General features: G+C 75.5%; 25 protein-coding genes. 15 read left to right on the top strand and 10 right to left on the bottom strand.

Translation table 11 applies throughout. From position 1 onward, the window contains the following. Positions 1-25 precede the first annotated feature (25 nt). The 4 genes from narH to CELF_RS06675 all read left to right on the top strand — a co-directional run bounded on the left by narH (position 26) and on the right by CELF_RS06675 (position 3,528). On the top strand, positions 26-1,702 hold the full coding sequence (gene narH, locus CELF_RS06690; protein ID WP_013770494.1) for a nitrate reductase subunit beta: 1,677 nt from the start codon (positions 26-28) through the stop codon (positions 1,700-1,702). Beyond that, complete coding sequence (gene narJ / locus CELF_RS06685; RefSeq protein ID WP_013770493.1) at positions 1,699-2,370, top strand: nitrate reductase molybdenum cofactor assembly chaperone; 672 nt, start codon at positions 1,699-1,701, stop codon at positions 2,368-2,370. The genes narH and narJ overlap by 4 nt, the downstream gene beginning before the upstream one ends. Next, positions 2,367-3,125 (top strand): respiratory nitrate reductase subunit gamma, encoded by a 759-nt coding sequence (narI, locus tag CELF_RS06680; protein ID WP_013770492.1) that lies wholly within the window; start codon positions 2,367-2,369, stop codon positions 3,123-3,125. Before narJ ends, narI begins: the two co-directional genes overlap by 4 nt. A 91-nt stretch (positions 3,126-3,216) precedes the next feature. Next, on the top strand, positions 3,217-3,528 hold the full coding sequence (locus CELF_RS06675) for a DUF2249 domain-containing protein (protein ID WP_013770491.1): 312 nt from the start codon (positions 3,217-3,219) through the stop codon (positions 3,526-3,528). Positions 3,529-3,628: 100 nt separating this feature from the next. Here CELF_RS06675 and CELF_RS06670 read toward each other — a convergent pair whose 3' ends face one another. Beyond that, positions 3,629-4,738, bottom strand: a complete 1,110-nt coding sequence (locus CELF_RS06670; RefSeq protein WP_013770490.1) for a GDSL-type esterase/lipase family protein — start codon at positions 4,736-4,738, stop codon at positions 3,629-3,631. A gap of 148 nt (positions 4,739-4,886) precedes the next feature. Between CELF_RS06670 and CELF_RS06665 the strand changes: the two genes are divergently transcribed. Beyond that, a complete protein-coding gene (locus CELF_RS06665) occupies positions 4,887-5,258 on the top strand; it encodes an RNA-binding S4 domain-containing protein (protein WP_013770489.1) in 372 nt (123 codons plus the stop codon). 25 nt (positions 5,259-5,283) lie between these two features. Here CELF_RS06665 and CELF_RS06660 read toward each other — a convergent pair whose 3' ends face one another. Continuing rightward, entirely contained in the window at positions 5,284-5,604 is a 321-nt protein-coding gene (locus tag CELF_RS06660; protein ID WP_013770488.1) for an STAS domain-containing protein, read from the bottom strand. Further along, positions 5,601-6,485: a DUF72 domain-containing protein gene (locus CELF_RS06655; protein ID WP_013770487.1), complete on the bottom strand. Its 885-nt coding sequence runs from the start codon at positions 6,483-6,485 to the stop codon at positions 5,601-5,603. The genes CELF_RS06660 and CELF_RS06655 overlap by 4 nt, the downstream gene beginning before the upstream one ends. A gap of 51 nt (positions 6,486-6,536) precedes the next feature. Here CELF_RS06655 and CELF_RS06650 point away from each other — a divergent pair, with 51 nt between their 5' ends. Both CELF_RS06650 and CELF_RS06645 read left to right on the top strand, forming a co-directional pair. Beyond that, positions 6,537-7,487 carry a DNA-3-methyladenine glycosylase family protein gene (locus CELF_RS06650; RefSeq protein ID WP_049791439.1) on the top strand — a complete coding sequence of 317 codons (951 nt, stop codon included), beginning with the start codon at positions 6,537-6,539 and terminating at the stop codon, positions 7,485-7,487. 93 nt (positions 7,488-7,580) lie between these two features. Further along, positions 7,581-7,808, top strand: a complete 228-nt coding sequence (locus CELF_RS06645; protein WP_013770485.1) for a hypothetical protein — start codon at positions 7,581-7,583, stop codon at positions 7,806-7,808. A gap of 71 nt (positions 7,809-7,879) precedes the next feature. Here CELF_RS06645 and CELF_RS06640 read toward each other — a convergent pair whose 3' ends face one another. The 3 genes from CELF_RS06640 to CELF_RS06630 form a co-directional block, all read right to left on the bottom strand. Next, a complete protein-coding gene (locus tag CELF_RS06640; protein WP_013770484.1) occupies positions 7,880-8,548 on the bottom strand; it encodes a response regulator in 669 nt (222 codons plus the stop codon). Then, positions 8,545-9,801, bottom strand: a complete 1,257-nt coding sequence (locus CELF_RS06635) for a sensor histidine kinase (RefSeq protein ID WP_013770483.1) — start codon at positions 9,799-9,801, stop codon at positions 8,545-8,547. The genes CELF_RS06640 and CELF_RS06635 overlap by 4 nt, the downstream gene beginning before the upstream one ends. 132 nt (positions 9,802-9,933) lie before the next feature. Then, positions 9,934-10,359: a ChaB family protein gene (locus CELF_RS06630; protein WP_013770482.1), complete on the bottom strand. Its 426-nt coding sequence runs from the start codon at positions 10,357-10,359 to the stop codon at positions 9,934-9,936. 182 nt (positions 10,360-10,541) lie between these two features. Here CELF_RS06630 and CELF_RS06625 point away from each other — a divergent pair, with 182 nt between their 5' ends. Together CELF_RS06625 and CELF_RS06620 are read left to right on the top strand one after the other, a co-directional pair. After that, complete coding sequence (locus tag CELF_RS06625) at positions 10,542-11,375, top strand: pentapeptide repeat-containing protein (protein WP_013770481.1); 834 nt, start codon at positions 10,542-10,544, stop codon at positions 11,373-11,375. Between the two features lie 272 nt (positions 11,376-11,647). Continuing rightward, positions 11,648-14,137 (top strand): sodium-translocating pyrophosphatase, encoded by a 2,490-nt coding sequence (locus CELF_RS06620; protein ID WP_232014317.1) that lies wholly within the window; start codon positions 11,648-11,650, stop codon positions 14,135-14,137. Positions 14,138-14,254: 117 nt separating this feature from the next. On the opposite strand, the gene CELF_RS06615 is transcribed toward CELF_RS06620, so the two are convergent. Together CELF_RS06615 and CELF_RS06610 are read right to left on the bottom strand one after the other, a co-directional pair. Beyond that, positions 14,255-15,592, bottom strand: a complete 1,338-nt coding sequence (locus CELF_RS06615; RefSeq protein WP_232014316.1) for a sensor histidine kinase — start codon at positions 15,590-15,592, stop codon at positions 14,255-14,257. Next, a complete protein-coding gene (locus CELF_RS06610; RefSeq protein WP_041553361.1) occupies positions 15,589-16,242 on the bottom strand; it encodes a response regulator transcription factor in 654 nt (217 codons plus the stop codon). The genes CELF_RS06615 and CELF_RS06610 overlap by 4 nt, the downstream gene beginning before the upstream one ends. A gap of 83 nt (positions 16,243-16,325) precedes the next feature. On the opposite strand from CELF_RS06610, the gene CELF_RS20620 reads away from it, so the two are divergent. From CELF_RS20620 to CELF_RS06585, 5 genes are all read left to right on the top strand, one after another. Beyond that, entirely contained in the window at positions 16,326-17,585 is a 1,260-nt protein-coding gene (locus CELF_RS20620) for a LolA family protein (protein WP_013770477.1), read from the top strand. After that, positions 17,582-18,577 carry an ABC transporter ATP-binding protein gene (locus CELF_RS06600; protein WP_013770476.1) on the top strand — a complete coding sequence of 332 codons (996 nt, stop codon included), beginning with the start codon at positions 17,582-17,584 and terminating at the stop codon, positions 18,575-18,577. The genes CELF_RS20620 and CELF_RS06600 overlap by 4 nt, the downstream gene beginning before the upstream one ends. Next, the gene (locus CELF_RS06595) at positions 18,564-19,487 is read left to right on the top strand and encodes an ABC transporter permease (RefSeq protein ID WP_013770475.1); all 924 of its coding nucleotides are present in this window, start codon (positions 18,564-18,566) and stop codon (positions 19,485-19,487) included. The genes CELF_RS06600 and CELF_RS06595 overlap by 14 nt, the downstream gene beginning before the upstream one ends. Positions 19,488-19,620: 133 nt before the next feature. Beyond that, positions 19,621-20,073: an S-ribosylhomocysteine lyase gene (locus tag CELF_RS06590; protein ID WP_041553360.1), complete on the top strand. Its 453-nt coding sequence runs from the start codon at positions 19,621-19,623 to the stop codon at positions 20,071-20,073. Next, the gene (locus CELF_RS06585; RefSeq protein ID WP_013770473.1) at positions 20,070-20,792 is read left to right on the top strand and encodes a 5'-methylthioadenosine/adenosylhomocysteine nucleosidase; all 723 of its coding nucleotides are present in this window, start codon (positions 20,070-20,072) and stop codon (positions 20,790-20,792) included. Before CELF_RS06590 ends, CELF_RS06585 begins: the two co-directional genes overlap by 4 nt. An 82-nt stretch (positions 20,793-20,874) precedes the next feature. Here CELF_RS06585 and CELF_RS06580 read toward each other — a convergent pair whose 3' ends face one another. Together CELF_RS06580 and CELF_RS06575 are read right to left on the bottom strand one after the other, a co-directional pair. After that, a complete protein-coding gene (locus CELF_RS06580) occupies positions 20,875-21,747 on the bottom strand; it encodes an LLM class F420-dependent oxidoreductase (protein WP_013770472.1) in 873 nt (290 codons plus the stop codon). A gap of 104 nt (positions 21,748-21,851) precedes the next feature. Then, positions 21,852-22,136 (bottom strand): acylphosphatase, encoded by a 285-nt coding sequence (locus tag CELF_RS06575; protein ID WP_013770471.1) that lies wholly within the window; start codon positions 22,134-22,136, stop codon positions 21,852-21,854. Between the two features lie 216 nt (positions 22,137-22,352). On the opposite strand from CELF_RS06575, the gene CELF_RS06570 reads away from it, so the two are divergent. Further along, the gene (locus tag CELF_RS06570; RefSeq protein WP_013770470.1) at positions 22,353-22,859 is read left to right on the top strand and encodes a hypothetical protein; all 507 of its coding nucleotides are present in this window, start codon (positions 22,353-22,355) and stop codon (positions 22,857-22,859) included. Positions 22,860-22,931 lie beyond the last annotated feature (72 nt).

Genomic DNA, 22,931 nt, shown 5'->3' with positions numbered 1-22,931 from the left:
TCGGCACGGCTGTCGGGAGCGGCTCGTGAAGGTCATGGCGCAGATGGCGATGGTCATGAACCTCGACAAGTGCATCGGGTGCCACACCTGCTCGGTGACGTGCAAGCAGGCGTGGACGAACCGCGCGGGCGTCGAGTACGTGTGGTTCAACAACGTCGAGACCCGGCCTGGTCAGGGCTACCCGCGCACGTACGAGGACCAGGACCGCTGGGGCGGCGGCTGGACCCTGAACAGGCGGGGCCGGCTGCGCCTGCGCTCCGGTGGCCGGTTCACCAAGCTGTCGCACATCTTCGCCAACCCCCGGCTCCCCGAGGTGCGCGACTACTACGAGCCGTGGACGTACGACTACGACGTCCTGCTGTCGGCCCCGCAGGGCGAGCACACGCCCGTGGCCCGCCCCAAGTCCCTGCTCACCGGCGAGGACACGAAGATCACCTGGTCGGCGAACTGGGACGACGACCTCGGCGGCTCCGCGGCGACCATGCAGAAGGACCCCGTCCTGGCGCAGATGAGCGACCGCGTGAAGGCCGAGCTCGAGCAGGCGTTCATGTTCTACCTGCCGCGCATCTGCGAGCACTGCCTCAACCCGTCGTGCGTCGCGTCGTGCCCGTCGGGTGCGATGTACAAGCGCGCGGAGGACGGCATCGTGCTCGTCGACCAGGACGCGTGCCGCGGCTGGCGCATGTGCGTCTCGGGCTGCCCGTACAAGAAGGTCTACTTCAACCACGTCACGGGCAAGGCCGAGAAGTGCACGATGTGCTACCCGCGGCTCGAGGTCGGGCTGCCGACGGTGTGCTCGGAGACGTGCGTCGGGCGCCTGCGCTACCTCGGGCTCGTGCTGTACGACGCCGACCGCGTGCTCGAGGCCGCGACCGTCGAGGACCCGCACGAGCTCCTCGCCGCGCAGCGCTCCGTGCTGCTCGACCCGTCCGACCCCGAGGTCGTCGCCGCGGCGCAGCGCGACGGGATCCCGCACGACTGGGTGCTCGCCGCGCAGCGCTCCCCGGTGTGGGCGCTCATCTCGAGGTTCGAGGTCGCGCTGCCCCTGCACCCCGAGTACCGCACGCTGCCGATGGTCTGGTACGTGCCGCCGCTGTCCCCGGTCGTCGACGTCGTCTCCGGCTCGGGCAACGACGGGGAGGACGCCCGGACGCTGTTCGCCGCGATCGAGCGCCTGCGCATCCCGGTCGAGTACCTCGCGGGCCTGTTCACCGCGGGCGACACCCGGCCGGTCACGGCCGTGCTGCGACGGCTCGCGGCGATGCGCGCGCACATGCGCAACGTCAACCTCGGCACGGAGCAGGACCCGCGCATCGCGGCGTCGGTCGGCATGACGGCCGACGAGGTCGAGGCGATGTACCGGCTGCTGGCGATCGCGAAGTACGAGGACCGGTACGTCGTGCCGCCCGCGCACGCCGAGAGCGCCCGCGCGCTCGACGAGATCGCCGCCGGCTGCTCGCTCGACGGCGAGGGCGGGCCGGGCATGGGCGGACCGCGCACACGCAGGCGGGGCGAGCGCCCGGTCGCGCTGGCCCAGCAGGCCGTGGGCGTCGAGTCGTTCCACCCGGCGACGGAGCGCGCCGACCGGCCCACGCGCGTCAACCTGCTGAGCTGGGGCGGCGACCGGGGCGACGCGGGGCTGTTCCCGCCCGCGCCCGGCCAGCCCGGGTACGGCGACGGACCGACGGGAGCGCACGCATGAGCCGCCGCTCGCTGCCGTTCCTCGAGCCCGTCCGGGTCACGACGGGCGAGCGGTCGCTCGCGCACCTCGCCGCCGCGATGCTGCTCGACTACCCCACCGAGCACGTCCGCGCGCACCACCCGCTCCTGCGCTCCACGGTCGCCGGACTGCCGCGCGGCGTCGCCGAGGCGTTCCTCGCGCACCTCGACGCCGTCGACGCGCTCGACCTCGCCGAGCAGCAGGCGCACTACGTCACGACGTTCGACCTGCGCCGCCGGTGCGCGCTGTACCTCACGTACTACTCCTCGGGCGACACCCGGCGGCGCGGGATGGCGCTCGTGACGTGCCGCGAGGCGTACCGCGCGTGCGGGTTCGAGCCGCACGACGACGAGCTGCCCGACTACCTGCCCGCGGTGCTCGAGCTGTCCGCGCGTGCACCCGGCCCCGTCACGGACGCGCTGCTCGGGACGCACCGCGAGGGGCTCGAGGTGCTGCGCTCGGCGCTGCACGCCGCCGCGAGCCCGTACGCGCACGTCCTCGACGCGGTGTGCCGCACCCTGCCGGCCGTCGACGACGCGACCGCGCAGCGGTTCGCCGACCTCGTCGCGTCCGGGCCGCCCGGCGAGACCGTCGGGCTGTCCGCGCCGCTGCTGCCCTTCCCCACCGTGCGCCAGGAGGTCCCCGCATGACGACCACCACCGCCGTCCTGCTGTGGGTCGTGGTGCCGTACGTCGCCGCCGCGGTGTTCGTCCTCGGGCACGTGTGGCGCTACCGGCACGACCAGTTCGGCTGGACGACACGCTCGTCGCAGGTGCACGAGAGCCGGCTGCTGCGCATCGGCTCGCCGATGTTCCACCTCGGCATCCTCATGGTCGTCGGCGGGCACGTCGTCGGGCTGCTCGTCCCGCGCGCGTGGCTCGAGGCCGTCGGGGTGCACGAGCACACCTACCACCTCGTCGCCACGTGGGCGGGCAGCCTCGCCGCGGCGCTGACGCTCGCCGGGCTCGCGATCCTCGTCTACCGGCGCCGCGTCGTCGGGGCCGTGCGGCGCGCGACGAGCACGTCCGACAAGGTCATGTACGTCGTGCTCGGCACGACCCTGCTCTGCGGCACCGCCGCGACCGTGCTGTTCCAGGTGCTCGGCGGCGGGTACGACTACCGCGGGTCGATCGCGCCGTGGATCCGCGGGCTCGCGTCGCTGCGCCCCGACGCGTCGCTCATGGCCGACGTGCCCGGCATGTTCCAGGCCCACGTGCTGTCCGCGATGCTGCTGTTCGCGATCTGGCCGTTCACCCGGCTCGTGCACGTGCTGTCCGCGCCCGTGGGCTACCTGGTGCGCCCGTACGTCGTCTATCGGACCCGGGACGCCCGGCGTGGGACGCGCGTCACGCGCCCCGGCTGGGAACGGGCCGAACGTCCCGGGGCACCGGCCGAGCACCGGTGACACGCTGACGGCCGGGCCGTCCGGGACCCCGTCCCCCGACCGCACGACCTGCACGACCCGCTCCACCCGCACCGAACCGAAGGAGAGCCCCATGGCTGCCGAGAACGTCGAGATCCTCACCACCGCCCCCGCCACCGAGCCCGCCGGGCACAGCTGCGGCTGCGGCGGCCACGACGACGCCGCCGACCCGGTCCTCGACGTCCGCGCGATCCCGCACGCCATCCGCCACGCGACCGTCTTCGGCGCGTTCGAGGCGATCGCCCCCGGTAAGTCGCTGATCCTCGTCGCGCCGCACCTGCCGCGCCCGCTGCTCGCGCAGCTCGCCGAGCGCGCGACGATCGAGACCGAGGTCCTCGTCGACGGCCCCGAGGCCTGGCAGGTCCGCATCACGCGCGTCGCCTGACGCGCACGCACGCCTGACGACGGCGGCGGCGAGGGACCGGGGAAGGTCTCGCCGCCGCCGTCGTGCGTCCGCCGGGGCGTCCGACGGGCGACCGCCGGCGTCAGCGGGTCGCGGTGCAGGTGACCGCCGAGGCGGTCGGGCTGCCGGTGCCCTGGAAGCCGAGGTCGGCCTGCTGCCCCGCGGCGAGCGTGCCGTTCCAGGCCGCGTTCGCGAACGTCGCGGTCGAGCCGCTGGTCGTCGCCGTCGCGCTCCACGCGTGCTGCACGGCGCCGCCGGGGAGCGTGACGGCGACCGTCCAGGACGACACGGGGCTCGTCGCCGTGACGCGGACGCTCGCCACGAAGCCGCCCTGCCACTGGCTCGACACCGCGTAGGAGGCCGTGCACGTGGCCCCGCCGGGCGTGGGCGTCGGGGTCGGCGTGACGCTGGGCGTCGGGGTGGGCGTCGGGGTGGGCGAGACGGTGGGCGTCGGGGTGGGCGTCGGGGTCGGCGTCGTGCCGTCCAGGACCGCCGCGAGCGCCGGGTACCACCGGTCGGCGAGCTTGACGATGCCGTCCTCGTCGGGGTGCACGCCGTCGGAGGTGTCCGTCGCCGGCACCCAGCCCGTCGCCTGGTCGACGACCACGACGGGCGACTGCGCGGTCGTGATCCCGGCCGCCCACGCGGGGATCGCGGCGTTGAGGGCCGCCGTCCGGGCGGGGCACTGGGCGCACGTCGGCGGGGCGACGGGGATGATCTGCGCGACGAGCACGCGCATCTGCGGGTTGCTGGCCCGCATCTGCTGCACGAGCGTCGTGTACGCGTCGAGGATCTGCTGCGTGGTCCGCGCGCTCCACACGTCGTTGGTGCCGAAGTGCATCACGACGACGTCGGGGTCGGTCGCGGCGAGCCACCCGACGAGCTGTCCCTGCGCGGCGACGTCCGTCACGAGGTAGCCGCCGTGGCCCTCGTTGTCCCCGTCGTGCGCGACGCCGCAGCCCTGCGCGGGCAGCGTGCCGACCATGTCGACGTCGGTGTGGCCGCCCTGCTGGAGCTTCTGCCACAGCAGCGCGCGCCAGCACCCGGGGTTGCCGGTGATCGAGTCGCCGAGCGGCATGATCCGCACCGGGTCCGCGGCCTGCGTCGGCCCGGCCAGCGCGAGCGCACCGGCGAGCGCGAGCAGCAGCGCGGCCAGCGTGCCCGCGAGCCGTCGCGAGAGCGTCGTCGTCATCGTCGAGGTCCTCCCGTGGTCACGGGCACCCGCGGCCCGCCTCGTCGAAGCCTGGGGTCCCGCACCGCGACGCGGCCAGTTCAAGCGCTTCGACGAAGCGTTTCACCGTGCCCGTCCGCGGCGCGTCGCGCCGTGAGAGAGTCGGGGCATGCCCGAGGTGACCCGAGCACGCGTGGACGCGTGGACGTGGGCCGTCCGCCTGTTCCCGACCCGCTCGGCCGCGGGGGCGGCCTGCCGGGCCGGTCACGTGCGCGTCAACGGCGAGCGCGCCAAGCCCGCGACGCAGGTCGTGCCCGGCGACGAGGTGCACGTCCGTGGCGGCGCCCGCGAGCGCGTGGTGGTCGTGCAACGGCTCGTCGTCAAGCGCGTCGGCGCCGAGGTCGCCGTCGGCTGCTACCTCGACCGCTCCCCCGCGGTGCCGCCCAAGGAGCACGTCGCGCTCGTCGCGCAGCGCGACCGCGGCGCGGGCCGCCCGACCAAGCGGGACCGCCGCCTCATCGAGCGTCTGCGCGGGCACTGAGCGCACCGCACGCCGGGCCCGCGGGTCAGATCCCCTCGACGCCGCGCACGCGCATCCAGGTGTCCACCCCGGTCATCTCGAGCAGGTCGGTCACCGCCTGGCTCGCGCCGTCCCAGCGGACCGCCCGGCCCGACTCGGTCGCGTCGCGCACGAGCCGCACGAGCACCGTCAGCCCGGTCGAGTCGAGGAACGTCACGTCCCGGCAGTCCACGACCACGGCACCGGAACCGCTCGCGAGGGCCGCCCACACGGGCGCGGCGGACTCGCGGACGCCGAGGTCGACCGCGCCGTGCAGCGTCACGCGCAGCGTGCCGTCGCCCGACGTGACCGCGATCGACCCGCTCACGCCGCCTCCGCCCGCAGCCCGAGCCGCGCCGCGAGCGCCATCGCGTCGACGGGCGCCCGGACCTTCACGTCGTTGTCGAAGTAGACGTACACGTCGCGGGAGTCGGCGGCGCCGGCCGGCGGGCCGAGCCGGCGCGCGTCGGGCGGCTCACCGCCCGCGGCCCACGCGCGCACGCGCATCGCCCACCGGTCCAGCGCCGCGTCGTCGTACCCGCTGGTGTACAGCTCGGTGTCGCCGTGCAGGCGCACGTAGACGACGTCCGACGTGACGTCCTCGAGCAGCGGCCAGCGCCCGGCGGTGTCCGCCACGACGAGGCCGACGTCGTGCGCGCGCAGCAGGTCGACGAACGCGGGCGTCTCGAACGTCGCGTGCCGGACCTCGAGCACGTGCCGCAGCGGCCGGTCGGCGTCGGTCGTCGTCCACGCGCGCCCGTCGAGCCGCTCGTCGTGACGCTCCGACAGCGCGGCCGCGGCGGCCGTGGAGCGGGGCAGCAGCGCGAAGAACTCCGCGAGCCGGTCGGCGTCGAACCCGAGCGTCGGCGGCAGCTGCCACAGCACGGGGCCGAGGCGAGGGCCGAGCGCGAGCACGCCGCTCGCGAAGAAGTTCGCCACGGGGGTCGCCACGTCGGCGAGCTTCTTCATGTGCGTGACGAAGCGCGGACCCTTGACGGAGAAGACGAAGTCCTCGGGCGTGGCCGCCGCCCACCGCTGGTAGCTCTCGGGCCGCTGCAGCGCGTAGAACGAGCCGTTGACCTCGATCGACGTCATCCGCCGGGCCGCGAACTCGAGCTCGCTGCGCTGCGGGAGGCCGCGCGGGTAGAACACGCCGCGCCACGGCGCGTAGCGCCAGCCGCTGATGCCCACCCGGACCGTCACCGGCACAGCGTGCCTCCCGACGCCCCGACCGGCATCCGGGAGGCGCACACTGGACGGGTGCTCCCGGACACCGCGACCGACGGCGCGCGCCCGCAGGCGCCCGGACGCACCGACGTCTACCGTCCCGCGGAGCGCCTCGACGTCCGCCGCACGCTCGCCCCGCTGCGCCGCGGCACCGGCGACCCCTGCTGGTGGACCGCACCCGACGGTGCGCTGTGGCACGCGCTCGCGACGCCCGACGGTCCCGCGACCCGCCGCCTGGCCGTGGCGCGCGACGGCGTGCACGTCGCCGCCTGGGGACCGGGTGCCGAGCGGGCCGTCGCCGCGGTCCCCGCGCTGCTGGGCGCGCACGACGACCCGTCGGGCTTCGACCCGTCGCTGCACCCCGTGGTGCGCGACGCGCACCGGCGGGTGCCGGGGCTGCGCCTGACCACGGGCGGCGACGTCCTCGCGGCGCTCGTGCCCGCCGTGCTCGAGCAGCGCGTCGTCGGCGCCGACGCCCGCGCGGCGTGGCGCCGGCTCGTGACGCGGCACGGGTCGCCCGCCCCCGGGCCGGTGCCGGCGACGATGCGCGTGCCGCCACCGTGGTCCACGTGGCGCGACCTGCCCGTCTGGGAGTGGCGGCAGGCGGGCGTGGACGACCAGCGGTCGTCCACGGTGCAGCGCGTCGCGACCGTGGGGCGCCGGCTCGACGAGACGGTGACGATGCCCCTGCCGGACGCCCGCCGGCGGCTGCTGGCCGTGCGCGGCGTCGGGCCGTGGACGGTCGCCGAGACGACGTCACGGGCGCTCGGCGACGCCGACGCCGTCTCGGTCGGGGACTTCCACCTCGCGCACCTCGTCGGGTGGGCCCTGACGGGCCGGCGCACGGACGACGACGGGATGCTCGAGCTGCTCGAACCCTGGCGCGGGCACCGGCAGCGCGTCGTCCGGCTCATCGAGACGACGACGGCCGGGCGCGCGCCGCGGTTCGGCCCGCGCTCGCCCCGGGCGATCCCGCTGCGCTGACCCGCGGGCCCGCGCCGCACCGGCGACCGGCCCCCGCCGGTGGCCGGGGAGCGCGGACCCGGGCAGGATCGACGCGGACGAGGAGGTGTCCCCATGAGCTACCCGGTCATCGCACCCCGGGACGAGGACCGGTCGGAGTCGGCCGGTCGTGTCGTCGGCACGTTCTTCGCGTTCCTGTCGTTCGCCGCGGGCATCGCGCTGTTCGCCGTGTCGTTCACCGGCGAGGACTGGACGCGCTGGACGTTCGTCGGCGCGATCCTCGCGGTCACGCTGGCGTTCGCGATCCCGACGACGATCCTGCCGGCGCTCGAGGGCGACTGACGGCGGCGCTCGCCGCGGTCGCCCGACCCCGGGGCGCGGAGCGGACCTGCCCGCGACGCCGCGGGCGTGCGTCAGGCGCGCTCGTCGCCCGCCTCGTGCACCCAGCGGGCGATCTGCACCCGGTTGGTCGCGTCGAGCTTGGCGAGCACGTTGCCGACGTGCGTCTTGACCGTCGCGACGCCCAGGTGCAGCGTGCGCGCGATCTCCGCGTTCGACATCCCCGCGCCCACGGCCTCGGCGACCTCGCGCTCGCGCTCGGTGAGCGTCGCGAGCAGGGCCCGCGCCCGTTCGCGCGGGCGGTCCGGGACGGGCGCCGCCGTGACGGCCGCGATGAGCTGCGACGTCACGCTGGGCGACAGCATCGGCTCGCCCAGGGCGACCCGCCGGACCGCGGCGACGAGGTCGGGCGGCGGGGTGTCCTTGAGCAGGAACCCCGCGGCGCCCTGCCGCAGCGCCGCGAGCACCAGGTCGTCCGCGTCGAAGGTCGTGAGCACCAGGACGCGGGCGCGGGAGCCGAGGTCGCGCAGCCGGCGGTGCGCGGCGAGCCCGTCCATGCGCGGCATCCGGACGTCCATGAGCACGACGTCGGGCGCGGTCCGCACGACGACGTCGACGCCCTGCTGACCGTCGGACGCCTCGCCGACCAGCTCGATCTCGGGTGCGCCGCCGAGGATCATCCGCAGCCCGGTGCGCACGAGGGGGTCGTCGTCGACGACGACGACGCGGACCGGCGCGGTCATGCCGGCCACGGCAGCCGTGCGCGCACGACGAACGTGCCGTCGGACCGGTAGCCGTGCTCGAGCTCGCCCCCGGCGAGCGTGGCGCGCTCGGTCAGCCCGACCAGGCCGACCCCGGGGCGGTGCCCGGCCCCCGCGGTCACGAGCGCGCGGTTGCGCACCTCGATCGCCAGGTCGCCGCCCGGCTCCCCCGCGAGCACGACCTCGACGGGCTGCCGCGGGGCGTGCTTGCGCGCGTTGGTCAGCGCTTCCTGCACGACCCGGAACGCGGTGCGCGAGATCGACGCGCCGAGCTCGCGGGCGGCGTCGGGGTCGAGCCCGTCGGTGTCGAGGCGTACGTCGGTGCCGGCCTCGCGCGCCTCGGCGAGCAGGGCCGGGACCTCCTCGAGCGTGGGCTGCGGTCGTTCCACGGCGCCGGGCTGGGAGGGGTCGCGCAGCACGCCGAGCACGTCGCGCAGCTCCGCGAGCGCGGCGTGCGCGGCGGCCGCGATCGTCCCCGCGGTCTCGACGACCTGCTCGCGCGTGAGGTCGTCGCGGTACGCGAGCGCCCCCGCGTGCAGCGCGACGAGCGAGATGCGGTGCGCGAGGACGTCGTGCATCTCCCGGGCGATGCGCGTGCGCTCCGCCTCGCGCGCGACCTCCGTGGCCAGGGCGCGCTCACGCTCGGCGGCCTGGGCGCGCGCGTGCAGCGACGCGAGGAGCTCCCGGCGCGTCGCGATGCCGTGCCCCGTGCCGACGAGGACCGCGAGCATCGCGACCCCCACGACGATGTCCGTCAGGTGCGTCGACGTGCTGTTCTCGGTGCCCCACACGGTCGGCACGTGCAGGTAGCTCGAGTACAGCGTCGTGCTGATCCAGACGGCCCCGACGACCACCAGCCACCGGCCGCGCCGCCACGTCGCCATCGACACGATCGCGAACGTCGACGCCCCGATCGCGATCGCCGACACGGCGGTCGCCGCCGTCGTCGCGACCGCCACGGCGAGCGGATGACGCCGGCGCAGGGGCAGCAGCGCGAGCGCCACGACGCCCAGGACGAGGTCGAGCAGGATCGCGGCGCCGACGATCTCCTCCGAGGGCGGCGTGACCGCCGCCTCGCCCGCGATCTCCGGGACCGTGAGCGCGGCGACCTGGGCGGTCCACAGCGAGAACCCGAGCCCGGCGGCCAGCAGGTAGCGCCAGACGCGCGACCACCCCCGCCACCGGGGGTGCAGCCAGACGTCGGGCGTCTGCGGCGCGTCGACGGCAAGGACCATGGCGCCGGCGTAGGCGGCGGCGCCCCGCCGCAGGTCAGCCGACCGGACGGTTCGCCTCCACCGTTGTGCGGAGGCCGGCCGGCCGGACCGCGTGCCCAGGGACGCCGCGGGCACGCCGCGGACGCCGGCTGCTCAGCGCAGCGCCGCCCGCGACCGCCGGTCGTTCTCGCGCTGGATCGCCTCCACGAGCTCCGCCTTGGTCATGCGTGAGCGCCCCGCGACGTCGAGCTCGCGCGCGACGTCGTACAGGTGCGCCTTGGAGGCGTTGGCGTCGACGCCGCCCGCCGTGGGCGCGTCCGCGTCACGACCGCCCTGCTCGGCGCGCGCGTCGGAGGGCCCGTACTCCTCCTTGGGCCGCCAGCGGTCGCCGACCTTCTCGTGCGTGTGCTTGAGCGCGGCGAACGCGACCCGGTAGGCCCGCTCCTCGTCGCCGTCGTACTGCTCGAGGGCCGCGTCGTGCGCGTGCGCGAACGTGCGCTGCGCCTTCGCGCCCGAGCGCTGCAGCGTGCTCGGGAGCTCGTCGCGGACCGGCTCGCCGTCACGTCTCGTCTTCGGCACGGTCCCCTCCTTCGTCGGTCCTGGGCACCATCGTGCTCCGGGTCCCGGCCGCCCGCAGCGGGACCGCCCGCGGGCGCGGGTAGGCTCGCGGCCGGTCGGCGGGCACGCGCCGGGCCGACCGCGCGCGGATCGGCTGCTCGCACGTGCGGGTCGGCTGGACGGGGACGGGACGGGAGGTCGCGGTGGAGCAGGCCGGTGCACGCGTCCCGCTGGAGCTGCACGCGGACTGCTCCCGGTGCGCCGCGCTGTGCTGCGTGGTCCTGCCGTTCGCGCGGTCGGCGGACTTCGCCGTCGACAAGCCGGCCGGGACCGCCTGCGGGCACCTGCAGGACGACCTGCGGTGCGGCATCCACGACCGCCTGCGCGAGCGCGGGTTCGCGGGCTGCACCGTGTTCGACTGCTTCGGGGCGGGCCAGCACGTGACGGCCGCCTTCGGAGGTCCCGCCGTGCGCCCCGACGCCGCGGTGGCCGACGCGTTCGCGGTGCAGCGGCGCCTGCACGAGTTCGCGTGGTACCTGGACGACGCGCTGGACCGCGCGGATGCCGCCGCCGTGCACGCCGACGCGCGTCGCGCGCTCGCCGCGGTCGTCGCGCTCGCCGAGACCCCGCCCGCCGTCCGCGACGCCGCGGTCGTCGACGGCCTGCACCGCGAGGTCGACGACGTGCTCGCCCGGACGAGCGCCGCGGTGCGCGCCGCCGCGCGGGCCGGGCTGCCCGGCCGCCGCCGCGACCGCCGGCGCGCGGACCTCGTGGGCGCCCGGCTGGCGGGTGCGGACCTGCGTGCCGTCGACCTGCGCGGCGCGTGGCTCATGGGTGCGGACCTGCGCGGAGCGGACCTGCGCGTCGCCGACCTCGTCGGTGCCGACCTGCGGGGTGCGGACCTGCGGGACGCCGACCTCACGGACGCGCTGTTCGTCACCGGACCCCAGGCTGCGGCCGCTCGGGGGAACCTCGGGACGCGGCTCCCCGGACGCGTCGCGCGTCCCACCCACTGGACGGGCCGCGCCACGCGCTGACCTGCGACGACGGCGAGTCGCCCCCGACACGCCGCGCGGAGGGCCCGCTGCACGCGGGCCCACGCACCCGACCGAGACTTAGGTCACACGTCCGCTCGGGTGCCCAGTCCTACGTTCCAAGAGAGAGCAAAGGGTTTCCGCACGAGCCGAGGAAGACCGTGTCCACATCGCAGTCGCGCAGCCGCGTGACGTCCGCCAGCCCCGCCGCACCCCCCGTCGACCGTCCCGCCGCACGTCCCCGCACGCCCCGTTCCGCCTCCCGGGCCACCGCCGTGGGAGCGCTTGCCACCCTCGCCCTGCTGCTGTCCGGCTGCGCCGCGACCGGTGAGGCCGGCGGCGGCTCCGGCCACGGAGGTGAGGCCGGGCTCGCGCTTCCCGACCTCGGGTCGGTCACGATCGCCGGGGTGCCCGGCCGGGTGTGGCTCGGCCTCGGTCTCGTCGTGTGCGCGCTCGGCCTCGCGTTCGGCGTCACCGTGGTCGCGCAGCTCAAGCGGCTCGAGGTGCACGACTCGATGCGGTCCGTGTCCGAGCTCATCTACACGACCTGCAAGGCGTACCTCGTCCAGCAGGGCCGGTTCCTCGTCGTGCTGTGGGCGTTCATCGCCGCGGTGATCGTCGTCTACTACCGGGTCCTCGTCGGGTTCGACTGGGGCCGCGTCGCGGTCGTCATCGCGTTCAGCCTCGTCGGCATGGCGGGCTCGTACTCGGTCGCGTGGTTCGGCATCCGCGTCAACACCTACGCGAACTCCCGCACGGCGTTCGCCTCGCTGCGGGGCAAGGCCCTGCCGCTGCACCGCATCCCGCTGCGCTCCGGCATGGCGATCGGCATGGTGCTCATCAGCCTCGAGCTCGCGATCATGCTCGTCATCCTGCTGTTCCTGCCCGGCGACCTCGCCGGTGCGTGCTTCATCGGGTTCGCGGTCGGCGAGTCGCTCGGCGCGGCCGCGCTGCGCATCGCGGGCGGCATCTTCACGAAGATCGCCGACATCGGCTCCGACCTCATGAAGATCGCGTTCAAGATCAAGGAGGACGACGCGCGCAACCCGGGCGTCATCGCGGACTGCACCGGCGACAACGCCGGCGACTCCGTCGGCCCGAGCGCGGACGGCTTCGAGACGTACGGCGTGACCGGCGTCGCGCTGGTGACGTTCGTGCTGCTCGGCGTCCCGGACCCGGGCGTGCAGGCCGCGCTGCTCGTGTGGATCTTCGTCGTGCGCACCGTGATGATCGCCGCGTCCGGCATCTCCTACACCGTCAACGACCTCGTCGCGCAGCGCCGGTACGCGGGCGCGGAGGGCATGGACTTCGAGAAGCCGCTCACGTCGCTGGTCTGGCTGACCTCGGCCGTCTGCATCGTCTCGACCTACGCGACCACGTGGCTCGTCCTCGCCGACGGCACGCCCGGCCTGTGGTGGAAGCTCGCCACGATCATCTCGTGCGGCACCCTGGCCGGCGCGCTCATCCCCGAGCTCGTCAAGGTGTTCACCAGCACCGGCAGCCGGCACACGCGCGAGGTCGTCGCGTCCTCCAAGGAGGGCGGGCCGTCGCTCAACATCCTGTCCGGCCTGGTCGCGGGCAACTTCTCCGCGTACTGGCTCGGCATGACGATCGTGGCCCTCATGGGCGGCGCCTACCTGGTGAGCGAGCTGGGCCTCGACGAGGTCATGCACGCACCCGCCGTGTTCGCGTTCGGCCTCGTCGCGTTCGGGTTCCTCGGCATGGGCCCCGTGACCATCGCGGTCGACTCCTACGGCCCGGTCACCGACAACGCGCAGAGCGTCTACGAGCTGTCCGGCGTCGAGGACGTCGACGGGATCGACGAGGACCTGCGCGCCTCGCACGGCTTCGTCCCCGCCTGGGAGCGCGCGAAGCAGATGCTCGAGGAGAACGACGGCGCGGGCAACACGTTCAAGGCCACCGCCAAGCCCGTGCTCATCGGCACCGCCGTCGTCGGCGCCACCACCATGATCTTCTCGATCATCATGGGCCTCACCGACGGCCTCACCACCGGCCTGGAGAACCTGTCGCTGCTGCACCCGCCGTTCCTGCTCGGGCTCGTCGCGGGCGGCTCCGTCATCTACTGGTTCACGGGTGCGTCCATCCAGGCCGTCACGACCGGCGCCTACCGGGCCGTGGAGTTCATCCGCACGCACATCCGCCTCGACGGCAGCGAGAAGGCCAGCGAGGAGGACTCGCGCCGGGTCGTCGAGATCTGCACGCAGTACGCGCAGCGCGGCATGCTCACGATGTTCCTCGGGGTGTTCTTCGCGACGCTCGCGTTCGCGTTCGTCGAGCCGTACTTCTTCGTCGGCTACCTCATCTCCATCGCGCTGTTCGGCCTCTACCAGGCGATCTTCATGGCGAACGCCGGTGGCGCGTGGGACAACGCGAAGAAGATCGTCGAGACGGAGCTGCACGCCAACGGCACGCCGCTGCACGACGCGACCGTCGTGGGCGACACCGTGGGCGACCCGTTCAAGGACACGTCGTCCGTCGCGCTCAACCCGGTCATCAAGTTCACGACGCTGTTCGGCCTGCTCGCGGTCGACCTGGCCGTGCAGCTGTCCGGCCAGGGCCGTCACGCGCTCGTCCTCACGCTCGCCGCGGTGTTCTTCCTCGCGTCGACGTACTTCGTGCACCGCTCGTTCTACGGCATGCGGATCCAGGCCTCGACCGAGACCCCGACCCCCGACGACGAGCCCGCCGAGCTGCTCCCGCAGCCCGGCACCCCGGCCGACGACGCGGTGCCCACCCGCGTCTGACGCCTCACGGACGACCCGGACCGGACGAGGAGCCGACCCCTGTCCGGTCCGGGTCCCGGGACGCCGTCTTCCACGACGGCCACTGCCCGCGTCCTGCCCCCGGCGCCGCCGGGGCGCTCAGGGCGCGGGCAGCGTCACGCGGGCGAGCAGCCCGCCCAGGTCCGACTCCCCCAGCACGACGTCGCCGCCCTGCTCGCGCGCCATCTCGCGCGCGATCGCGAGCCCGAGCCCGCTGCCGCCCGCCTCACGCTCGCGCGCGTCGTCGAGCCGCACGAACCGCTCGAACACGCGCTCGCGGTCGGCCGGGTCGATCCCCGCGCCGTCGTCCTCCACGACGACCGACCCGTCGGCGACGGTCACCCGCACGCGGGCGCTCGCGTGCCGGCACGCGTTGCCGACGAGGTTGCGCACGACGCGCCCCGTGGCGACCGCGTCGCTGAGCGCGCGCCCGGCGCCCGTCACCTCGACGTCGGGACCGGGCGCCGACGTCTCGGCGTCGACGACGTCGCGCGCGACCGCACCCAGGTCGACGTCCTCGCGGGCGAGGGGCGCCGAGCCGACGCGGGCCAGCAGCAGCAGGTCGTCCACGAGGCCCTGCATGCGCAGCGCCTCGCGTTCCGCGTCGGCGACGAGCTCCGTCGTCGGGTACGCGTCGGGGTGCGCCCGCGCGACGTCGAGCGCCGCCCGCAGCGACGCGAGGGGCGAGCGCAGCTCGTGCGCGGCGTCGCCGACGAACGTCCGCTGCCGGGCCGCGCTCGTCTCGAGGCGGTCGAGCATGTCGTTCAGGGTGCGGGCGAGGGCCGCGAGCTCGTCGTCGACGGGCGGCACGGGCAGCGAGCCGCGCCCGCCCGAGCGCGCCACCTCGGCGGCGGCCCGGCGCAGCGCGTCGACAGGTCGCAGCGCGCGGCCGATGACGAGCCAGATCGTCCCGGCGAGCAGCAGCGTGAGCAGCGGGACGACCACGACGAGCGCGACCCGCAGCGCGCGCACGAGCCCGCGCACCTCCCCCAGCGGCAGGGACGCGACCGCGGTCACGGGCTCGCCCCGGTAGGTCGTGGAGCTCAGCGCGACGCGCGCGTCCGGGTCGTAGCCGGACGCGGTCGTGCTCACGACGGTCGTGCGCCCCGACGCCGGGCGCAGCGCCGCGAGCGTCCGCGACGGCAGCACCGGCAGGGTCCGGGTCGCGTTGGCGGAGGTCGCCAGGACCAGCCCGTCCGCGTCGAGGAGCTGGGCGATCTCGCCACCCTCGGCGACGGGCAGCGGGTCCGGCACGCGATCCGCTGCGGCCAGGTCCGCGACGGTCTGCGCGCGCGCCCGCACCGCCTCGTCGAGCGCGGCGACCCGCCCCGCGGAGAGCACGGACGTCAGCACGAGCGCGCCCACCGCGAGCGCGACCATGAGGAGCCCGGCGGTCAGGGCGGTCAGCCGCAGCCGCAGCGACGCGCGCACGCTCACCCCCCTACGCGGTAGCCCGCGCCGCGCACCGTCGCGACGGCGTCCCGGCCGAGCTTGCGGCGCAGGTAGCCGACGTAGACCTCGACGACGTTGACGTCCTCGCCCGTGCCCTCCCACACGTGGTCGCGCAGCTCGACCTTGCCGACGACGCGGTCCGCGTGCCGCATGAGGTACTCGAGCAGCGCGAGCTCGCGGACCGTGAGCACGACGGGCTCGCCCGCCCGCGTGACCGTCCGGGCGGCCGGGTCGAGCACGAGGTCACCCACGGCCAGCACGGCCGGCCGCACCTGCGGGGGGCGGCGCAGCAGCGCCCGCAGCCGGGCGACGAGCACGACGAACGCGAAGGGCTTCGTCAGGTAGTCGTCGGCGCCGACGTCGAGCCCGTCCGCGACGTCGTACTCGCCGTCCTTCGCCGACAGCAGCAGCACGGGCGTGCGCACGTCCTGCGCGCGCAGCGCCGTGACGACGTCGTACCCGTTGCGTCGCGGCAGCATGATGTCGAGCACGATCGCGTCGTAGTCGTGCTCGAGCGCGAGCTGCAGCCCGGCCTCGCCGTCGTGCGCGACGTCGACCGCGAACCCCTCGGCCGACAGCCCGCGGTGCAGCGCGCTCGTCAGGCCCCGCTCGTCGTCCACCACCAGGATCCGCACGTCGGCAGCATGCCACCCGCCCCGGCGGCGGCGCCGCACGCGGTCTCAGCGTCCCCACAGCGGCCGGGGCGCACAGTGGAGCCATGACCGAGACACAGCCCACCCCGCCGCCGGCGACCGCGGTCCGCCGGTCCCTGTCCCCCCGGGCCCGCTGGGCGGTGCCCGGCGTCGCCGCCGTCGCGGTGGCCACCGCCGTGCTGGCGCCCCCGCTGCTCGCGTCCGCGGACTCCGAGGGCCTGCCCCCGGTGACGCCCGCGGAGCTCGTCGCGCAGGTCTCGGCCGCCGAGCCGCCCGCGCTGTCCGGCACCGTCGTCTACACCGCCCGGCTCGGGCTGCCCGCGCTGCCGTTCGGCGCGGCCGGCGGCGCCGACCCCGTGAACCTCATGTCCGGCTCCTCGACGCTGCGGGTCTGGTCCGACGGCGAGATGCGCTCGCGCGTCGCGCTGCTGGGTGCCGCGTCCGAGTACTCGGTGGTGCACGACGGCCTCGAGGCGTGGACGTACTCCAGCCAGGACGACGAGGTCGTCCACTACACGGTCGCGGCCGCCGACGCGGCGCGCCTGCTGCAGCTCGCGCAGGAGGGTCCGCAGGTGCAGGGCGGCCTCCCGACGCCGCAGGCCGCGGCCGAGGAGGCGCTCGCGCACGCGGAGGAGCTGTCGACCGTGTCGATCGACGGTGCGACGACCGTCGCGGGCCGTGACGCCTACCAGCTCGTCGTGACGCCCAAGAGCACGTCGACGCTGGTCGGTCGCGTGGTGCTCGCGGTCGACGCGGAGACGTCGACGCCGCTGCGCGTGCAGGTCTGGAGCGCGCAGGACGACGCCGAGCCCGCGCTCGAGATCGGCTTCACCGACGTCACGTTCGCGACGCCGTCCGACGCGGTGCTGGCGTTCTCGCCGCCCGCCGGGGCCGAGGTCCGCGAGGTCGAGGTGCCGCTGCCGACGGACGCCGAGCTGGCCGACGCGGCCGCGCAGAAGTCCGAGCACGCCCTGCCGCCCGACGTCACGGTGCACGGCGAGGGCTGGGACACGGTCGTCGAGGTCGGCGGCGTGGACGTCGACGGCGTCCTCGCGGGCGACCCGGCCGCGCTCGGCGAGCTCGCGGAGCACGAGCCGACGATGGGCTCCGAGAGCGCGCAGGCGCTGCTCGAGGACTTCGGTCACGACCCGAGCGACACGAGCGGGCCGGGCGAGCTCGACCCGACGGCGCTGCTCGACGCGGTCACGACCGTCGTGCCGCAGGGCCGGCTCATCAGCTCCGACCTGTTCAGCGTCCTCCTCACGGACGACGGCCGCGTCCTGCTCGGGGCGGTCTCGCCCGAGACGCTGCAAGGGCTGGCGTGAGCACGGCGGTGCTCGACCCCGCGCGGGTCGGCCAGGGGTCCGGTGACGCCACCGGGCCCCTGGCCGTGCGCACCGACGGCCTGACGAAGCGGTTCCGGTCGGGGCAGGTCGCGGTCGACGACCTCGACCTGCGGGTGCCGCGCGGGGCGGTGTACGGGTTCCTGGGACCGAACGGGTCGGGCAAGACGACGACGATCCGGATGCTGCTCGGCCTCGTGCGGCCGACCGCCGGTGCGGCCTGGCTGCTCGACGCGCCCGTGCCCGCGGCGTCGGCGGCGGTGCTGCCCCGCGTCGGCGCGCTCGTCGAGGGCCCCGCGTTCCACCCGTACCTGTCCGGACGCGACAACCTGGCACGCCTGGAGGCCGCCGACGCGACCGCCGACCCGCGCACGGCGGACCGGCGCGCGGGCGAGGCCCTCGAGCGCGTCGGGCTCTCGGCCGCCGCGGACAAGCGCTACCGGCAGTACTCGCTCGGCATGAAGCAGCGGCTCGGCCTCGCCGCGGCGCTGCTGCGTCCGCGGGACCTGCTCGTGCTTGACGAGCCGACGAACGGGCTGGACCCGCAGGGCACGCGGGAGGTCCGGCACCTCGTCCGCGAGCTCGCCGACGCCGGCACGACGGTCCTGGTCTCGTCGCACCTGCTCGCGGAGATCGAGCAGGTCTGCACGCACGTCGGCATCATGCGCACGGGCCGGATGGTGCTGCAGGGCGACCGGTCCGCGCTCGTCGCGCACGGCGCCGCGCGGCTGCGCGTGACGACGACCGCGGGGACGGCCGGGGAGGCGGCGCGTGTGCTCACGGGGCTGGGCCTCGACGAGGTCCGCGTCGACGGCGTGCAGGTCGACGCGCTGCTGGGCAGCGTCCGCCCGGAGGACGTGTCCGTGGCGCTCGTGCGTGCCGGTGTCGGGCTCGCCGGGCTCGAGGTGCGCAGCCCGAGCCTGGAGGAGATCTTCGTGGAGCTGACCGGGGAGGGCTTCGATGTCGCACGCTGAACCGGGCGGCCTCGCCACCGCGGGGGCCGCACCGACCACCGCTGCCGCCGCCGCCGCCGTCGTCGCCGTCGCACCGCCCCGGGCCGTGCGCGGCGCGTTCGGCCGGCTGCTGCGCAGCGAGCTGCGGCTCGTGCTGGGCCGGCGCCGCAACGTGGTCCTGCTGGCCGGGCTCGCGGCCGTCCCGCTGCTGCTCGGGCTCGTCGTGTTCCTCACGCGGGACACCGCGGTGGCCGGGCAGGGGCCCGGGTTCATCGGGCGCGTCACCGAGAACGGGCTGTTCCTCGTGGTCGCGTCGGTGTTCGTCTGCCTGCCGTTCCTGCTGCCCCTGACGGTCGGCATCGCCTCGGGCGACGCGGTCGCCGGGGAGGCGTCGGCGGGCACGCTGCGCTACCTGCTCGTCACGCCCGTGGCCCGCACGCGGCTGCTCGTCGTCAAGGCGATCGGTGCGCTCGCCTTCGTCGCGGCAGCGGTGCTCGCGATCGCGGTCGTCGGGCTCGTCGCGGGGGCGGCGTTCTTCGGGCTGCACGACGTCGTCCTGCTGTCGGGCGACACCGTGCCGCTCGCGTCGGGTGCGCTGCGCGTCGCGGGGATCGTCGCCTACGTCGGGCTGTCGATGACCGGGCTCGTCGCCGTCGGGCTGTTCTTCTCGACGCTCACCGAGGTGCCCGTCGGCGCGATGGCCGCCACCGTGGTCGTCGCGATCGTCTCCGGGGTGCTCGACACGCTGCCCGCGCTCGACGCGATCCGTCCCGGGCTCCTCACCCACCACTGGCTGGACTTCGCCGAGCTGCTGCGGATCGAGCCGGACTGGGGCGTCGTGGCGGGCGGGCTCGGCGTGCAGGCCGCGTGGGTCGCGGTGTTCGCGTCGCTCGCGTGGGCGCGCTTCACGTCGGCCGACGTGTCGTCCTGAGCCCGCGCGCGCGACGGGTCGCGGCCGTCCAGCCACCGGGACGGCCGCGACCCGTGGAAGCGCAGGGGCACGGCGACGGTTGACAATGGGTGTCCCGCCCGTCGACAGGAAGCGTGCCGTGAACCAGCCTCGCATGAACGTGGAGTCGTTCAACCTCGACCACCGGACCGTCGCCGCGCCCTACGTCCGCCTCGCGGACCGCAAGGTGCTGCCCGCCGGGGACGTCATCCAGAAGTACGACGTCCGGTTCACGCAGCCGAACGTGGGGCACCTGGAGATGCCGACGGTGCACTCGCTCGAGCACCTGTTCGCGGAGCACTCGCGCAACCACTCCGACCGGGTCCTCGACTTCTCCCCCATGGGCTGCCAGACGGGCTTCTACCTCATGGTGCAGGGCGAGTGGGCGTACGACGACGTGCTCGACCTCGTGCAGCAGACGCTCGAGGACGTCCTGGAGGCGACCGAGGTGCCGGCCGCGAACGAGGTGCAGTGCGGCTGGGGCGCGAACCACACCCTGACCGGCGCCCAGGAGGCCGCCCGCACGTTCCTCGCGGAGCGCGCCGGCTGGGCCACGGTGACCGCGTGATCGCCGTCGACGCGGTCGTCGTCACGGCCATGCCCGACGAGGCCGCGCCGTTCGTCGCGCGCGCCGACTTCGTGGGGCCCGTGACGCGCGTCGGGCACGCGCAGCACCGCATGGTCACGCTCGCCGGCCGGCAGGTGCTGCTCGTCGTCAGCGGCATCGGCCTGGTGAACGCCGCGACGGCCGCCGCGGTCGCGATCAACGCGACGCACCCCCGCGCGCTGATCAGCGCGGGCAGCGCCGGCGGGGTCGGCGTGGACGTGCGGGTCGGGGACGTCGTCGTGGGGTCGCAGTACGTGTACTCGGGCGCCGACGCCCGCGCCTTCGGCTACGAGCTCGGCCAGGTGCCCGGCATGCCCGAGGTGTACGCCGCGGAGCAGGCGCTGCACGACGGGGCGGCCGCCGCGGCCGTGGACCTGCGCGTGCTGTCGGGCACCGTGCTGTCGGGCGACGCGTTCATCGACGCGAGCCGGGTGGACGCGATCCGCGCGTCGTTCCCGGGCGCGCTGGCGACCGACATGGAGTCGGCCGCCCTCGCGCACGCGAGCCACCTCTACGGGGTGCCGTTCCTGTCCGTGCGCGGCATCTCCGACCTGTGCGGCCCCGTCGCGAACGACGACTTCCTCACGCACGTCGACGACGCCGCGGACCGGTCCGCGGCCGTGGTCTGCGCGCTGCTGGGCTCGATGGCCGACGAGCCGGAGCCGCACCTGGTGCCGTGAGCGCGCCCGTTCCCGTCACGCGCGACGCGCCCCCGGCCGCAGGGTCGGGGGCGCGTCGCACGTCGGACCTGGGCGACGCGCCTCAGAGCTCGGCGACCCGCGGGACCGCGGGGGCGACCGCGTCGCGCACCCACGCCGAGAGCGGGGTCGCCGGGGGCCGCAGGATGACCGTCTCGACGCCGAGGGCGGCGTAGGCCTTCATCTCCTCGGTGAAGCCCTCGACGTCGCCCCGCAGCAGCGCGTCACCGCCGTGCAGCATCGTCACCCGGATGTCGGCGACGTCCCGGCCGACGTCGTCGCAGTGCGCGCGCAGCACGTCGAGCTTGTGCGCGACCTCCTCGGGCGTCGACGCGAACAGGTTGCACGCGTCCGCGTACTGCGCCACGAGGCGCAGCGTCTTGCGCTCTCCCCCACCGCCGACCATGACCTCGGGCGCCCGCAGCGGCTGCGGCTGGCACAGCGTCTCCGCGAGCCGGTAGTGGGTGCCCTCGTAGGGGCCGTTCTGCTCGGGGTCCCACATCTGCCGGCAGATCTGCAGCGCCTCCTCGAGACGCTCGAACCGCTCCTTGAGCGGCGGGAACGGCACGCCGAGCGCCGCGTGCTCGCGGTCGTACCAGGCGGCACCGATGCCGAGCGTCGCGCGCCCGCCGGACAGCACGTCGAGCGTCGCGACCGTCTTCGCGAGCAGGCCCGGGTACCGGTAGGTGACGCCCGTGACGAGGACGCCCAGCTGCACCGTCTCGGTGCGCGCCGCGAGGTACCCGAGCGTCGTGTACGCCTCGAGCATGGGGTCCTCGGCGGGGAAGCCCGCCGCGACCATCTGGAACCAGTGGTCCATGACCGAGACCCACGCGACGCCGGCGGCCTCGGCCGCCTCGGCCGTCGTCGCGAGCTCGGTGCGCAGGGCGCTCGGCTCGACCGCGTCGAACCGCATGAGGTGGATGCCGACCCGCACGGGCGCTCCCGTCGTCGTCCCCGGGCGCCGCCCGTCGGGCCGCGCCGGGCCGTGTCACGGCCCACCGGCACACTGCCCGTTCGAGCGCGCTCGAAGTCAAGCGGTCACGGCTCGACCGTGAAGCCGGCGAGGTGCTCGGGCGCCTCCTCGCGCACGTCGACAGAGCCCACCGACGCGCCCCGCGGCCCGTGCGCCGCCCAGGCGACGAAGGCCTCGACGGCGGCCTCGTCGCCCTCCGCGACCGCCTCCACGGAGCCGTCGGCGCGGTTGCGCACCCAGCCCGCGACCCCGAGCCGCTCGGCCTCGCGCGCCGCGCTCCACCGGTACCCGACGCCCTGGACGAACCCGCGCACGAGCACCCGACGCCGCACGCGCGTCCCGTCCGTCATCGTCGCCTCCCCGCGCCGGTCGTCGCCGGTCCTCGCCGGTCCTCGCCGGTCCTCGCCGGTCCTCGCCGGTCCTCGCCGGTCCTCGCCCGATGGTGGCACCCGCGCGCACCCGACGACCACCACGTCGCGGTGCGCCCCGCAGGCCCGGCGCGTCGCGCGTCCCCGGCCGCTAGCGTCGGGGGTGGAGCGACACGCCGGACCGACGACGAGGGAACCATGCCGACCCACGAGCCCGCTCCCGAGCAGGCCGACCCGACCGTGGCGACGGACGCCGAGGCCGGGCAGGAGGCCGCGGACGTCGTCCACGAGGGCGGCCTCCTGCGCCGGCCGCCCGCCGACGGCCGCCCGCTCCGCTACGTGCTCGTCACGCTCGCCGTGACGGCGTTCTTCGCGTACCTCGCCTCGAGCAGCCCGGACATGGCGCTGCCGCCGCGCGAGGCGCTCGCGCTCGGTGCCCTCCTCGGAGCCCCCTACGCGCTGGTCGCGCTCGTGCGGCACGTGCGGTTCAGGTTGTGCAACCCGACCTTCCGGCTCGTGCACCCCACGCGTCTCGACGTGGGCGACTACGTGGCCGACGAGTGGGGCGGGTACTGGCGCGTGACCGGGCACGTCCCGCACGGCGTGGTGGCCGGCGGCCGGGTCGTCGACACCCGCCGGCGGTGGGTCCGGGTGTGGCGCAGCACCGTCCCGCCGCCGCCGCGCACGCGACGCGCGCTGCCCTGAGCGGGCGCCCGTCGGGCACGGCGCGACCACGGCACGCGACGTATCTGCGACGACCTCCCGGGCACCTGAACC

Origin of the sequence: Cellulomonas fimi ATCC 484, assembly GCF_000212695.1 — a bacterium.
Taxonomy (GTDB): domain Bacteria; phylum Actinomycetota; class Actinomycetes; order Actinomycetales; family Cellulomonadaceae; genus Cellulomonas; species Cellulomonas fimi.
The sequence above is the reverse complement of the archived record's forward strand: the minus strand, read 5'-3'. Positions and strand labels throughout refer to the sequence as shown.

Coding starts and splice junctions, on each gene's coding strand:
- narJ (WP_013770493.1), top strand. CDS start 1,699: ATGAGCCGCCGCTCGCTGCCGTTCCTCGAGCCCGTCCGGGTCACGACG.
- narI (WP_013770492.1), top strand. CDS start 2,367: ATGACGACCACCACCGCCGTCCTGCTGTGGGTCGTGGTGCCGTACGTC.
- CELF_RS06675 (WP_013770491.1), top strand. CDS start 3,217: ATGGCTGCCGAGAACGTCGAGATCCTCACCACCGCCCCCGCCACCGAG.
- CELF_RS06670 (WP_013770490.1), bottom strand. CDS start 4,738: ATGACGACGACGCTCTCGCGACGGCTCGCGGGCACGCTGGCCGCGCTG.
- CELF_RS06665 (WP_013770489.1), top strand. CDS start 4,887: ATGCCCGAGGTGACCCGAGCACGCGTGGACGCGTGGACGTGGGCCGTC.
- CELF_RS06645 (WP_013770485.1), top strand. CDS start 7,581: ATGAGCTACCCGGTCATCGCACCCCGGGACGAGGACCGGTCGGAGTCG.
- CELF_RS06640 (WP_013770484.1), bottom strand. CDS start 8,548: ATGACCGCGCCGGTCCGCGTCGTCGTCGTCGACGACGACCCCCTCGTG.
- CELF_RS06635 (WP_013770483.1), bottom strand. CDS start 9,801: ATGGTCCTTGCCGTCGACGCGCCGCAGACGCCCGACGTCTGGCTGCAC.
- CELF_RS20620 (WP_013770477.1), top strand. CDS start 16,326: ATGACCGAGACACAGCCCACCCCGCCGCCGGCGACCGCGGTCCGCCGG.
- CELF_RS06595 (WP_013770475.1), top strand. CDS start 18,564: ATGTCGCACGCTGAACCGGGCGGCCTCGCCACCGCGGGGGCCGCACCG.
- CELF_RS06590 (WP_041553360.1), top strand. CDS start 19,621: ATGAACGTGGAGTCGTTCAACCTCGACCACCGGACCGTCGCCGCGCCC.
- CELF_RS06575 (WP_013770471.1), bottom strand. CDS start 22,136: ATGACGGACGGGACGCGCGTGCGGCGTCGGGTGCTCGTGCGCGGGTTC.
- CELF_RS06570 (WP_013770470.1), top strand. CDS start 22,353: ATGCCGACCCACGAGCCCGCTCCCGAGCAGGCCGACCCGACCGTGGCG.